Consider the following 13,466-nt stretch of genomic DNA (forward strand, 5'->3'; position numbering starts at 1 on the left):
TTTCAGATTAACTCCCTAGAAGTAACCTAAGGTCGCATTTATGCGGCCTTTTTTACGCTTTCATTTTAAAAGATCAAACAATATATCGAGACCATTAATTCTATCTGCGGTATCTAGAACTCGAATATCTTTCGCATCTCTGAAATTATGTAAGAAACCTTTTAACTCACCTTGCTTGAACCAAGCACCAAAGCAGCTATGACAATAACTAAAATGACTATTTTCGAAAAAATGACGATGCAATTGACCACAGCCAGATGGGCAAGTTAATTCTGTCGTTTCTTTCACTTGGCTTTGAACTTGCCCGACAAATGCCATGTAATCGAACTCTTTGACGGTGCCAATTGCTTTTAAAAATTTTGCTGGTAACCAAGCTCCATGACATGCTGAGCAGCCATAACCTGTGTGAATTTCGGTTAAGTCATATTCAAGTTTTACATTACATTGGTAACACTGCATACGTTACTTCCTTATAAATTCTCGGAAAACCAACCTGATAATACATAAAACCTAAAAAGGTACAAACATAAAAAATGTCATAACACTGATCTAAAATGATTTTTCATCCATACTGATAGTCTGACAACAAAAGGACCTCAAAATGCTCAGAATTATAAAAGCCTTAGCACTTGCTTCATTGCCCATAATTTTTTCTTCAAATGTCTCTGCAGATGAACGAGGTGATGTACGTGCTCAGCTTGAACCAAAAGGTTACTTGTATGGCATTGGTCTTGGCTTAAGCCAAGAAATTTATAAAGGTTATGGTAATCGAGTAACGCCTTTGCCTATTTTAGGTTATCGCGGTGACAAATTATCGGTATATGGCCCTTTTGTAAGTTACGAACTTTTAGAGTTAGGTGATATCGAATTTGAAGTGCAAGCTTCTCCTCGCTTTCAAGGCTTTGACGGATCAGACAGTGATGTCTTTATTGGCATGGAAGAGAGGGATTTTTCAATGGATTTAGGTGCAAACTTTAAATACGAACGAGATAACTGGAAATTAAGCATTGGCTTTTTACACGATATCTTCAATAAATCTGACGGCTATGAAGTAAAAGCCAAAATTGGAAAAGCGTATCGATTTGGTCCTGTCTTCTTTGAACCAAATTTATCAATAAACCATTTAGATAAAAATCATGTCGATTATTACTATGGCGTAAGAGACTTCGAAGTCACTCAAAACAGAGCATTTTACAAAGGTGATAGCGCGATAAACCAATCAATCGGCTTTTCAGTGTCGACCCCGATATTCTTTGGCGGTTTCACGCAGTTAGCCATAGATTACACCATGTATGACAGCAGTATCACTGACAGTCCTTTAGTTGATCGCGATAATAATTTAAGTATGAGATTGTTATTTAGTAAGTTCTTTTAGTCGAATAGATACTTGCAACAATAAAGCGGTAGGTTAACTTACTGCTTTTTTGTTTTAGGTATAAAATACTGCTCTAATTTTACGTTTCGAACTGCATGCTCGACTTGTTGACGCTCATTTTCTGACAACACTTTATACCCTCGCGGATATGGCCAACCATAGCCCCAGCGAAAAGGTGTTGGTAAATAAGGGCTCCCGCCTACTCTAACACCTGCCAACATCATGCTTGCGATAATAGGCTCGCCAACCTCTTTAACACATTGCTTTAAACGCGCGTCAGATTGTTCTCGTTGCATTGCTGTACCACCCTGCCAATAATCAAAGTCATGAGCGACACAACAAGCTAACCATAATTTTTGCTGGTTAAAGGTACCGTCGGGAAATAAACTACATCCATCACTTTTGAATGGCTTTAATTCAGTCGTACTCAAAGCTATTGTGCTGAAAAACAATGTGAAAAATAAAAGGCCTTTTTTAAGCATAATATTATTAGGTTAGATTAAAAACAGGGAGGAGTTTAAATGAATTTACGCCACTAGTCTCATAACAGACATGTCCTTGGCGATGATCAAAAAGGACTATCGACTAAACGTACTTACCCTTTGAAGTGACTGTAGGCATCTCCAACAGTAAAGTGTCCACTTTCAAGTCGTTTTACTAATTGTTGTGCTTCAAGTTCACTAAGTACTTGGTATAAACCATCACCATAAGTGTTGATACTATCTGCAGACAGTAAATCTACCGCTTCAGGAAAGTGTTGGCTTACATCACTTAACACCATTCGAACCATTAGTTTCTCTACTCTATCCATATAGTTACCCTCGATTAAAAAGATAATGTGTGTAAAGTAAATACTACTTTGCATAACATAATGCCAAGGGGCGTCATGTTGAGCTGCAAATTTAAATTAGCGGAGAAAGACAAAAATAGGAAGAAAAATCCATCAGTTTTTTACAATAATGTTAAAGCACAATCTAAGTGCTGTTTAAGCATCTATTCACATCCATATCAAATTCAATTAAAGTAGCGCTGACTAATCATTGAGAACTATATGTTTAAGCCACTTTCAAAAGTCTTCGTGACACTTGTTATTCTGATTGCCTTTATTGGGCAAGCATCGGCTTATAGCTTTATGCCCTCATTTGAGATCTCATCAACACATTCAGCACAAACACAATCAAGCAATTCAATTGATAGCGTCTCGAATTTATCTTCAAGCTCACACAGTGACGCTGAAGATGATTGCTGCGAAGTAGACTGCTGCGAATCTGAGTGTATTTGCCCTGCAAATGCCTGTGCTGCCTTTATTTTTGTCAGTAACCTTGGCTACTCTCAGCCAATGATGCGTTTTACAGAGTCTATTGTGAACTCGCATTTAAATATGCCAAATAATATTGTCGAGTCGTTATACCGCCCCCCCATTTTTACCTCTTAGGGCTGATCTGCCCAAAACACTCCTATTCAGAATAAATTAAGAAACAATTTATCAATGACAGCTGAACATACTGTCATGTGTACACTTTGAGGTAAAAATGCAATTTAAACTTTCTAAACTGGCTTTGTCTGTATTTCTATTTGCCCCCCTTTCTTCATATGCTGGCGGGCATGAAGAACATGAGCACGACCATCATGGTCATGAAAAAAAAGCCATAGAAAAAATTCAGGTCACTGCATCAAGACTAGGTCGCATAGTCACAGAGTCGGCAACTCGTACCGAAGTCATTATTGGTGAAGAAGTTCAAGAAAAGGCGTTAATGCGTCCTGGTAATATTTCTATGCTCGTTGCTGAAACCGGTGGTGTACGAGTACAAAATACCTCTCCAGCACTGGGCAGTGCTAACATTCGCTTGCAAGGTTTATATGGTCGTTATACTCAGTTACTGAGTGATGGCCTGCCACTGTATGGCGGACAAACCGCTTCTATCGGACTGCTGCAGATCCCCCCTACCGACTTAGCCAGTGTTGAGATTATCAAAGGTTCAGCCTCATCTATGTATGGCGGCTCTGCACTGGGTGGTGTGATTAACCTGATCTCTCGTACGCCTTCGGATGAATTCGAGGGCGAAGTATTACTGAATGCCACATCAAAAAATGGTCAAGACGTCACCGCTTATTTGGCCGCACCAGTTTCTGACTCAATGGGCGCTTCAATTACCGCTGGTGCACACCATCAAGAAGAACAAGACTTAGACAATGATGGCTGGCTCGATATGGCCTATTACGAAAGAGCAACAGTGCGACCACGTATATATTGGTCAGGTGAAAATGGCGCTAATTTGTATATAACCATGGGCGCCATGAAAGAGCGCAGAAACGGGGGGACCGCTGAAGGAGCACTCATGCCAGACGGTCAACCATTTGTGCAAAATCAGGATTCTTTGCGTCTCGATGGCGGTGTGATATTCGAGCAACCTTTGAACGATACATTGAGCTTAAATGTGCGTGGTTCATTGATGCAACAAGAGCATCAACACCAATATGGACGTGTGTTGGAAGATGACAAGCATAACAGCTACTTAATAGAATCTTCAGTAATAGGCTTCACCAACAAGACAGCCTGGATTGTGGGTCTTGCATATCAACAAGAGCAATTCGAGTCAGAACAGTACAATGAATTCGATTATACATTCGAAGTGCCCGGTTTATTCTCACAGCTTGATTATGACGCGACTGACGAATTGGCGTTGTCTCTAAGCGCCAGAACAGATTGGCACAGCGAATATGGTACTCAATTTAGCCCGAGAGTCTCAGCACTATATAAACCAGAAAATTGGTCCGTGCGTGGCTCTTTTGGTAAAGGTTACTATGCGCCAACACCTTTCATCGAGGACATTGAAGACGCAGGTCTGTCACGATTAGCACCACTAGACAACCTAGAAGAAGAAACATCCACCACCGCGTCTGTTGATTTTAGCTATACCGTCGATAGCATTGAAACAAGCCTGACACTGTTTGAGTCTGACATAGATAATGTCACTGAATTAGAAGAAATAAACTGTATCGGCTGTGACAAAACAGTACGCATTGTCAACGCAGCAGGCCAAAGTGAAATAAGAGGTGCCGAACTACTCCTTCGTTTCCGTTGGCATGATATTAAATTCACCACTAGCTATTTATACACAGATGCGAGTACACAAGATGATACAACCGGTTCAATCTCACCTATCGCGCTGACACCCAAACATTCTGCGGGCGCAGTGATCATGTGGGAAGAACATGGTAGTCATCTACTTGGTTTTGAAGCTTACTACACGGGCACACAACAACTCGAAAACAACCCATATCGAACTCAAAGTGATGCCTACTGGCACTTGGGGCTGTTAGGACAGATTACATTTGGCAATGTAAGCTGGTTTGTAAATGCTGAAAACCTGCTGAATGTTCGTCAAACAAAAGACGCCGCTTTGGTTTTACCTGAACAATCAGCAAGTGGACGCTGGACAACAGATATTTGGTCTCGTAATGATGGCTTTACCGTCAATGCAGGTGTGCGAATTCAATTTGGGCATTAATACCAGCTTTCACTAATGCTTAATCAAAAGGCTTAGTCAAAAGTCTAGAAAACGTATTGCTCGATTTATACCAATCCGCTTAACTAAGTGGTATTGCGGATTAGTATTAGATTAATGCGAGCAATGCGTTCATTTGTGCCATGCAAACATGGTCGAGTATCGATTCAAAATCTTAACGTCTAACTGCTCATCAGCAGCACTATCAGCTAAGCCATAACACACATGAAGTGGCATTAAGTGCTCTTCGCGTGGATGACAAAACCTTGCATGGGGCGCATTTGCCCAATCTAAGAGTCGGCTTGTTCGCATACTTTCATCAAGTGTTTTATCAATTACTGTGTCTCTGAGCCAAGTCTCAAATGCCAGATTTTTTTCATCAACCTCTCTGTCACCTTGCGAGAAAAATGCTGGCATATTATGAAAAGAGAATCCAGAACCAATGACTAATAAATTGTCATACGCTAGTGACTGTAAAGCTTTACCAATATTGAGATGTAAGTTCGGGTCTAAACTCTTCGCCAGTGAAAGCTGCACACAGGGTATATCAGCCTCAGGGAACATGATTTTCAAAGGAATAAACATACCATGATCAAAGCCGCGCTGCGCATCGAGTTGATGCTCAATGCCCGCTTGCGCTAACGCCTTTGCCATTTCAGATGCCAACTTTGGCGAGCCAACACAAGGATACTGGATGTTATATGCCGCTTCAGGAAAGCCATAATAGTCATAAATGAGTTCTGGTAACTTTGAAGAAGTAATCGTTGGCACAACCTCTTCCCAGTGGGCGCTTATCAACAAAATAGCACTTGGCTTTTCAATTTTTCTCGCCAAATTCTCTAGTGTTTTTACCATTTCTGTGTGGCTGGGGTCACCCAATAAAGGCATAGGCCCGCCGCCGTGAGAGATAAAAAATACATTGCGTTTTGTTTTCATAGCACACCACCGAGATCAGACTAATCGTGAGTTAAAACTCGTGTATTATTTACGAATACCTTCAACATGTAAGTCGAGCATCACCGTTGTTGGGCCAAGCACTTCTTTCATACCATAGTCTGCTAAACGAATTTCAGTGGTACCTGAGAAGCCAGCTCGGTAACCGCCCCAAGGATCTTTACCTTCACCAATTTTTTGCGCATCAATGACAATATTCTTTGTCGTTCCATGCAATGTGAATGCGCCCTGCACTTCTAGCTTGCCATTACCTTTATCAATAATTTTGCTACTTACAAACTTCGCAGTTGGAAATTTACCCACATTTAAAAAGTCATCACTACGTAAGTGCTTATCACGCTCAGCATGATTTGAATCGATACTCGTAGTATCAATATTTACTTCAATTTGTGCGTTGTCATAACTTTTACCATCGTAGTTAAAAGAACCTTCAAATGTGTTAAAACGACCCGTTAACCAAGACACACCTAAATGCGATGTTTTAAAGTTAATAAAGGCATGTGCTCCTTTGGTATCAATCACGTATTCAGCAGCACTTGCCGTTGTTGATAACGCACCTAGAAACGCTGCAGTTAAAATAAGCTTTTTCATTGTAATCTCCTGTTTAGAAGCCAAAATATTTAATAAGTAAAGGTGAAGGCACCTACTTGTTTTAAAACACTTACTTTTGTGAAGTGTCTTAAAGCATGCGCTTCAATGTATTGTCTTTATCTATGAAATGATGTTTGAGAGCAGCTAATGCGTGTAATAGAACTAACCCCATCAAACCATAAGCACTGAATTTATGAATGAGCCCTGCGGTGTCGGCTTGTTGTGAAAAAAGCTCCCCAAAGCTTGGCAACACAAACCAGTTAAACACTTCAATACCGCGACCATCAGCCGTTGAAATTAAGTAGCCACTGATACAAATCAGAACGATCAGTAGGTATAAAACGGTATGCGCAGCTTTTGCCATAAATTGCTCAAATGCGTTACCCACAGCATCTGGACTTATGTTATTTGCCTTCCAACATAATCTGGCAACAGTTAATAGCAGCAACAGTACACCGACACTTTTATGAATAAATGGTGCGGTTTTATACCAGTCGCTGTAATAGTTCAGCTCTACCATCCACCAGCCGGACGCAAACATGCCTATGACGACAACTGCAGAAACCCAGTGCAGGCTTTTAGCTACCCAACCATAGTTTTGTGTCGTGTTTTTCATTCAAAACCTCATTCGTTTGTTAACTTAATCAACAAACCTCTCTTTCAATGAGAATAATATTACTATGACGATTTTTTATGATTAAGTAGTTCTATGTTGTATTATTTACAACGCAGTGTTGATAGTTGATTATTAATGAGGACAGTGGCGATGATCAAAATTGAATTGCTCAAAGTGTTTTTAAGCGTTGCTGATGAAGGCAGCTTTACCAAAGCGGCCGAGAAGTTAGAGATGTCGAATCAACTGGTTAGTAAGTATATTTCGCAGCTAGAAACACAGCTTAATGCCCGTCTGTTCAATCGCACGACTCGAAAAGTAAGCCTCACGGAAGCGGGCGAAAAGTGTCGTCAGCACGCCAAACAAATACTAGAGAATGTAAATAACTTAGAAGCACAATTTGGTGAGCTGCAAACAACCGTCACAGGTACTTTGAATATCAGTGCACCCGTTTCGTTCTCGACTCTACATCTATCGAAGTTCATCAGTGTCTTTAGAAAAAAATATCCTGAAATAGAGCTAAACATTCAGCTTAACGACCGTAAAGTAGATGTGATCGAAGAAGGTTTTGACGTTGCGCTACGAATTGGACAACTGCAAAGCTCTTCTTTGGTTGCGAAAAAAATTGCGCCAGTGCGTTTGGTCTTATGTGCTTCTCCCGAATACTTAATGCATAATGGCACGCCTTCCCACCCGCGCGAGCTCAACCCTAAGCACTTTTTGCATTACAGTTATTCTAGCTACGACAAAACCGACAACCTACTTTTAAATACCCTAAAATCAATAAGCCAAAATAAACACCCCACTATTATCTCGAATAACGGTGAGCTGCTGATGGCCGCCGCAATCGCTGGAGAAGGCTATTTGGTGCAGCCTACATTCATTGCAGGTCAGGCACTCAAAAAAGGGGATTTAAAAATATTCTTAGAAGACTATGAACCTGAGCCCATTGCGTTATATGCGGTTTATCCGCATCGCAAATTGCTCTCTTCAAAAGTAAGAGTCTTTATTGACGAACTCAGTGAGTTTTTTGGTGAAAAGCCGTATTGGGACGAGTTTTAAAACATTGCTGCACTTAGCTGCTTGCTAAGTGTATTTAACCTGAGGTTTGGATAAGAAATAAGATAAACTTTGTTTTGCAGACTTTTTAACTTTCCTTCTCGTCTAGCCTGAAATTTTTAGGGATAGCAAGGCGAATTTATGAAGCAATAGCAGGCTATTGAAAATAAATTCAACGCAGCTAGCGTTAAAAATGACAGCTAGAGAGTTGTTAATTATCCGAAGCTCAGGTTATTTACGCAATACTTCTTTGATAAACGGCCACTTTTCTCTTGTGTAACGTTCTCTGTCTTGATGATGATCTTCTGCGAGCTTAAACTTTAACGCTTGGTAGGCTTTTGCGATGTCAGGGTTATTTCGCAAGCTATCTCGAAATTGAATACGCTCTTTCCAAAGAGGGCTTTGAAATGGGATCAAATGTAAGTGATGAGTCCGAACTTCGGGCGTAGGTTTGCAAAACCAATGCATCACATCAGCTTTATAAGGGTAATAGCAATAACCAGATTGCTCTAATTCTTTTATCGCTGGCTGCGAAACGTCTAACGATTTAACTCCAACCATAATATCAATAATGGGTTTAGCCGCTAACCCTTCAACAGACGTGCTACCAACATGCTCTATTGAGCCATGTAGCCAAGGTGAAATAACTGATTGTAACAACGCTTTTTCAGCTTCAAACATCTCGAGCCAGTGTGGACTAAACTCAACTATCTCTATTTTTGCATCAGCCATCTTATTCTCAATAGCACTGTCTATACGTAAATATCAATAATATCAATAAGATACATTTACCCACGACAGGCAAGAAAGAAGACTAAAAGTACGAATAAAATTTATATGAAGAGAAGATTGAATAAGAATGATTATAAGTTTGATTTAGATTAGTAAGAAAAATTGGGTGGTAGTCTTACCAGCCACATCCCGGCACACAAGTCATTCGCTGTGGCTGCTTCCTTCCGGACCTGACCAGGTTCACGAACTATTGTTGCGAGAGGACCAATAAGACCACCATAGTGGGCCTTGTTAGGCGCGGGAAAGATTATCTCTATTATGTGCTTTAGATTCAAGGAAAAACTGAATTAATTAAACCGATTGCCTAATGCTTAAACAATCGGTTTAAAAATATGGCGAGATTAATTTGCTAAAGACTTCTTCACAGCTTCAAGCTTAGTCTTAACACGTTTCATGTTAGCAGGACCCATACGTAAGAACTGCTTTTGCGCATCTGATAACTTTTCCCACTCTGGGTATGCGTAGCTATAAGTCACAGAATCTTTAATAAGTGGCAAGCTTGTTTCTGGAATTGGCGTATCTAAAAGTTCAGTGATCGCTTCATTTAAAGTGTAGTTAAAGTCTTCGCCCTCATAGCCAATTTCTTCATAGGCTTCAAAAATAAGCGGTTGAAACTTTTTATACACACGTACGATTTGCGCATTGCTCATCTGCGTTAGCATATCGACATAAGGTGTATAACGCTCAAAGCTATTTGGATCTGTGATGATGATGTCTGACTCAAGCGCCATAAACTTATCAACCGGTGCACTCACTGGCGCATGCTTTTTCGCAAGCTTACCTTGCGCTAAGTTATCAACAAAAACCACGGTTCTGCGAACCATATCTTCAGTCACTAACAAACCTAAAGATTGCTCAGTGAGGTATTCACCTAAGCTTTGTTTCACTTCTGCATCACTCTCATCCAACAATGGAAGCTGAGGCTCAGCAGGTTTTGATTCAACGGTACGCTCTACAACCGGCTCAGGGGTCGGCTCTAGCTGCGGTTCAGGTTCATATGTTTCTACAACCTCAGGTTCTGGCTCAGGCTCTGGTTGACTTTGCGCCGTATTGACTGGTTTTACAGGCTCTGCGGCAGGCACGACGACGTCTTGCTTAAACTTTTCATTTTCGACATGCTGCTCTGATTTGCTCGAAAGAATAAAAACAGCAACGACGATTAACGCCATAACAACAACGGCTGCAAATAGCAGCTGGGTTTGGGAAGGCTTTGAAGAAGGTTGTTCTGACATGTTTGCTCCGGTTAATGGCTGAACACAATATTCCGTTGAATATTCTATAATTAGTTATAAAGTAAAGATATATCACTGAGTGATTGTTGCAAGTGATATACGGTAACTGATGGCATTCGCAGCAAAAAGTTCATAATAATTAAGGGCGAATATGGAAAAAAAACCGCAAAATACTCAGCATTCAAAAATGGCATTACTACTGACCGGTGGTGGCGCAAGAGCTGCTTACCAAGTCGGCGTATTAAAAGCATTGGCTTTAAGTATGCCTCGTAATGCCAAAATTCCCTTTCAAATTATTAATGGTACCTCTGCGGGCGCAATTAACTCAGCTGCGATGGCGTGTTACGCCTCATGTATGCACTTGGCAGTACGCAAAATAGAATGGGTATGGCGCCAGTTTCATACTCATATGGTCTATAAGAGCTCTTTCACTGGCGCGTCGAGTTATATTCTCGGCAATATGATGCGCAGCTTTCAATCTGACTATTTAAATCACCCACCCGCCAGCCTACTAGACAACTCGCCGCTTCGAGCATTGCTCAATGATGTTTTAGATTTATCACGCATTGATAGAAACTTACATAGAAAATACTTAGAGGCGGTGTCTGTTACGGTATCAAGTTATTCAACCGGAAAATCAGTAGCAGTCTTTCAGTCGAATAATGCCGCCCCTTGGCAACGTGCTAAACGTGAAGGCGTTGCAGGGCAAATTACTTTAGACTTACTCATGGCCTCAAGTGCCATTCCTATGGTGTTTCCAAGTGTCAGAGTAAAACACCACTACTATGGTGATGGCTCAATACACCAACTTTCGCCGCTTAGCCCATCAATTCATTTAGGTGCCGATAAAATCTTCATCATTGGTGTTGAGCAACCAAAACGCCAACGCGCCATAGGTTACGAACCTCATTTCCCTGGTGTATCAACGGTTGCTGGCCACTTGCTAGATAGCGTTTTTGCTGACACGCTACAATCAGATTTAGAACGTTTAGAACGAGTTAACCGAACCATAGGTTTACTGCCTTCTAACTCAAAGAATAAACACAAAGAGCTAAAACAAGTTTCAACACTCGTCATTAACCCGACGCAAAACTTTAATGAAATAGCGACCGAATGCTATGAACATATGCCACTGGCAGTCAGAATGCTATTACGTTCGATTGGTATCAAAAAGCACTCGGAGTCGAGCTTAGCGAGTTACTTAATGTTTGAGAAAGCCTATACCCGAAGGCTCATTGAATTTGGTTATCAAGATGGGCTAGATAGGCTTGATGAAATTAGAGATTTTCTTGAGCTGAATTAGACAAGGACTCAGCTCAATTGACGCTTTAAAAAGCATCAGCAAACTTCGCTTTATGACAACCCCTCTAGCAAGAATTGCTCTGCTCGCTCTACGCGTCTGGGCTTACCTTTTAGCAATAGAATGTCGTTTGCTTGCAATATGACGTCGTCATCAGGAGACTCTATTTCTTGCCCGTCTCTTCTTAATGCGGTGATCACGACTCGCTGTTTGGTTAAATTTAACTGCGCTATTTGTTTATCAATGGCAAAGGCTGATTCTGGCAAGGCAATGGCATGCAGATACTCTAAACGCTCTAAAGGCTCGCTATTTTGCTCCACGGAGCCGTCGGTAAAAAAGCCATGGAGAAACTCATAACGATTTTCACGCTCTTGGCTTACTCGGCGTAATATACGGCGCATCGGCACGCCAGACATATGCAGTACGTGAGAAATAAGCATTAAACTTGCTTCAAGTGCTTCAGGCACGACTTCTGCCACCCCCATCTTTTTAAAGTCTTCAAGATGTATATCATCTGTGGCGCGAACAATAATGGAGACACCCGGCGCGACTCTTTTTATCGCATCTATCACGGGTTGGTTTTGTTCAAAGTCAGACATAGTAACTATCACCAACTTAGCTTGTTCAACTTTAGCTGATTTTAAAATGGTATTTTGCGCAGCATGCCCAAATAAAACAGGTTCTCCTGCGTTTTGTGCCTCTTGTACAAGCAGTGGGTTTCGCTCAATAGCAACATAGGGGATGGCTTCTGGTTTTAAAAAGCGCGTAATGGTTTGCCCTACCCGACCATACCCAAGAATTAAAACATGGCCATTTAAATTATGACTGCCGAACGTTTTTTGAAATTGTTCGTTACCCTGTTCGCTATCGATGTTTAACACACCCAAAATACGGTCTGTTTGACTGATTAAATAAGGCGTGAGGGCCATCGAAAATACACCCAGCGCGATTAAAAATGATGCGGTTGTAGAAGCCATTAATTCATGTGTTGAAGCCAACGCGATGAGCACAAAACCAAACTCCCCCATCTGCCAAAGTAAAATACCTGATGCAATGGCATCTTTTTTACGCTCACCAATTAATTGCGCGCAGCCCCAGATGAGCAATAACTTCAAAACAAATAAAACCACTAATGCAGCACAGATATACCAAAACATTTCAATAACAAAGCCGACATTGAGCTGCATGCCAACAGTGACAAAAAACAGCCCCATTAATATGTCTCTAAAGGGTCGGATCTCAGCTTCTAATTGATGCCGATACTGACTTTCACCTAACATCATGCCTGCTAAGAACGCGCCAAGCGCCATAGACAAACCAAATAAGTAAGTCAGACCAGCCGCGCACAAAGCAACCACCAAAGTAGACAGCACAAATAATTCATCGGTTCTGACTTGTGCGACTTCATTAAAAACAAATGGCAACAGCCATTTGCCTATAGCCCACAGCAAAATACAGACAAACGCCCCTTTCGCTAATGCTATCGCCAAGGTGCTTGCTAACATCTGGTTGTCTGCCTGCGCGAATAACGGAATACTGATAAGTAAAGGTACGACAGCGATATCTTGAAACAATAAGATTCCGACCGAAAGCTGGCCTCGCCGCTGATTGAGCGCGCCATTTTCTTTTAATATTTTAACGACAACGGCAGTTGAAGAAAGCGCCATAATACTGGCTATGGTAAATGCACTTAGCCAACCATAATCAAAGAAACGGACTATCGGCATAGCTACCAAGATAGTTAAGATAACTTGCAAGCCACCAAGCCCAAATACCAAGTTACGCATTGCCATTAACTTAGGCACTGAAAACTCTAAGCCAAGACTGAATAATAAAAAGACGATGCCGAGCTCAGCAATAAAGTGCATCTCATCACTCATACTCATCCAGCCAATACTCGGACTACTCGCCAGTACTCCTGTGACTAAATAAGCTAAAATTGCCGGCAAGCCAATGCGCTTGAACAACCAAACTAGAATCATTGCGGCAAGCAATAAGGCAAAAACTTGACTATAAATGCTCTGCAAATGGCCTCCAGAGA

Annotated in this window: 14 protein-coding genes and 1 other RNA gene; 5 read left to right on the top strand and 10 right to left on the bottom strand. The window is 41.2% G+C overall.

Annotated elements, in window-relative coordinates; all coding sequences use genetic code 11:
• Positions 1-60 precede the first annotated feature (60 nt).
• Entirely contained in the window at positions 61-459 is a 399-nt protein-coding gene (locus tag AAEU28_RS03990; RefSeq protein ID WP_421963047.1) for a hypothetical protein, read from the bottom strand.
• 142 nt (positions 460-601) lie between these two features.
• Between AAEU28_RS03990 and AAEU28_RS03995 the strand changes: the two genes are divergently transcribed.
• Positions 602-1,375 (top strand): MipA/OmpV family protein, encoded by a 774-nt coding sequence (locus AAEU28_RS03995; protein ID WP_421963048.1) that lies wholly within the window; start codon positions 602-604, stop codon positions 1,373-1,375.
• A gap of 38 nt (positions 1,376-1,413) precedes the next feature.
• Here AAEU28_RS03995 and AAEU28_RS04000 read toward each other — a convergent pair whose 3' ends face one another.
• Together AAEU28_RS04000 and AAEU28_RS04005 are read right to left on the bottom strand one after the other, a co-directional pair.
• On the bottom strand, positions 1,414-1,806 hold the full coding sequence (locus AAEU28_RS04000) for a hypothetical protein (protein WP_421963049.1): 393 nt from the start codon (positions 1,804-1,806) through the stop codon (positions 1,414-1,416).
• A 164-nt stretch (positions 1,807-1,970) separates the two neighbouring features.
• Entirely contained in the window at positions 1,971-2,240 is a 270-nt protein-coding gene (locus tag AAEU28_RS04005) for a hypothetical protein (protein WP_421963050.1), read from the bottom strand.
• Positions 2,241-2,426: 186 nt separating this feature from the next.
• Here AAEU28_RS04005 and AAEU28_RS04010 point away from each other — a divergent pair, with 186 nt between their 5' ends.
• Both AAEU28_RS04010 and AAEU28_RS04015 read left to right on the top strand, forming a co-directional pair.
• A complete protein-coding gene (locus AAEU28_RS04010) occupies positions 2,427-2,810 on the top strand; it encodes a hypothetical protein (protein ID WP_421963051.1) in 384 nt (127 codons plus the stop codon).
• A gap of 97 nt (positions 2,811-2,907) precedes the next feature.
• Complete coding sequence (locus AAEU28_RS04015) at positions 2,908-4,887, top strand: TonB-dependent receptor plug domain-containing protein (protein WP_421963052.1); 1,980 nt, start codon at positions 2,908-2,910, stop codon at positions 4,885-4,887.
• A gap of 129 nt (positions 4,888-5,016) precedes the next feature.
• Here the strand turns inward: AAEU28_RS04015 and AAEU28_RS04020 are convergent, their stop codons facing one another.
• The 3 genes from AAEU28_RS04020 to AAEU28_RS04030 form a co-directional block, all read right to left on the bottom strand.
• A complete protein-coding gene (locus tag AAEU28_RS04020) occupies positions 5,017-5,820 on the bottom strand; it encodes a DODA-type extradiol aromatic ring-opening family dioxygenase (RefSeq protein WP_421963053.1) in 804 nt (267 codons plus the stop codon).
• A gap of 45 nt (positions 5,821-5,865) precedes the next feature.
• Positions 5,866-6,429 carry a YceI family protein gene (locus tag AAEU28_RS04025; protein ID WP_421963054.1) on the bottom strand — a complete coding sequence of 188 codons (564 nt, stop codon included), beginning with the start codon at positions 6,427-6,429 and terminating at the stop codon, positions 5,866-5,868.
• Between the two features lie 88 nt (positions 6,430-6,517).
• Complete coding sequence (locus AAEU28_RS04030; RefSeq protein ID WP_421963055.1) at positions 6,518-7,045, bottom strand: cytochrome b; 528 nt, start codon at positions 7,043-7,045, stop codon at positions 6,518-6,520.
• Between the two features lie 150 nt (positions 7,046-7,195).
• On the opposite strand from AAEU28_RS04030, the gene AAEU28_RS04035 reads away from it, so the two are divergent.
• Positions 7,196-8,104 carry a LysR substrate-binding domain-containing protein gene (locus AAEU28_RS04035; RefSeq protein WP_421963056.1) on the top strand — a complete coding sequence of 303 codons (909 nt, stop codon included), beginning with the start codon at positions 7,196-7,198 and terminating at the stop codon, positions 8,102-8,104.
• Positions 8,105-8,332: 228 nt separating this feature from the next.
• On the opposite strand, the gene AAEU28_RS04040 is transcribed toward AAEU28_RS04035, so the two are convergent.
• The 3 genes from AAEU28_RS04040 to AAEU28_RS04050 form a co-directional block, all read right to left on the bottom strand.
• On the bottom strand, positions 8,333-8,833 hold the full coding sequence (locus tag AAEU28_RS04040; protein WP_421963057.1) for a GrpB family protein: 501 nt from the start codon (positions 8,831-8,833) through the stop codon (positions 8,333-8,335).
• A gap of 173 nt (positions 8,834-9,006) precedes the next feature.
• Positions 9,007-9,103, bottom strand: an RNA gene (gene ffs / locus AAEU28_RS04045) — signal recognition particle sRNA small type.
• A gap of 131 nt (positions 9,104-9,234) precedes the next feature.
• Positions 9,235-10,125 carry a DUF3014 domain-containing protein gene (locus AAEU28_RS04050; RefSeq protein ID WP_421963058.1) on the bottom strand — a complete coding sequence of 297 codons (891 nt, stop codon included), beginning with the start codon at positions 10,123-10,125 and terminating at the stop codon, positions 9,235-9,237.
• A gap of 151 nt (positions 10,126-10,276) precedes the next feature.
• Between AAEU28_RS04050 and AAEU28_RS04055 the strand changes: the two genes are divergently transcribed.
• On the top strand, positions 10,277-11,428 hold the full coding sequence (locus tag AAEU28_RS04055; protein WP_421963059.1) for a patatin-like phospholipase family protein: 1,152 nt from the start codon (positions 10,277-10,279) through the stop codon (positions 11,426-11,428).
• Positions 11,429-11,478: 50 nt separating this feature from the next.
• Here the strand turns inward: AAEU28_RS04055 and AAEU28_RS04060 are convergent, their stop codons facing one another.
• The gene (locus AAEU28_RS04060) at positions 11,479-13,452 is read right to left on the bottom strand and encodes a cation:proton antiporter (protein WP_421963060.1); all 1,974 of its coding nucleotides are present in this window, start codon (positions 13,450-13,452) and stop codon (positions 11,479-11,481) included.
• Positions 13,453-13,466 lie beyond the last annotated feature (14 nt).

Origin of the sequence: Pseudoalteromonas sp. SS15, from assembly GCF_049257195.1 — a bacterium.
In the GTDB taxonomy this organism is placed as follows: domain Bacteria; phylum Pseudomonadota; class Gammaproteobacteria; order Enterobacterales; family Alteromonadaceae; genus Pseudoalteromonas.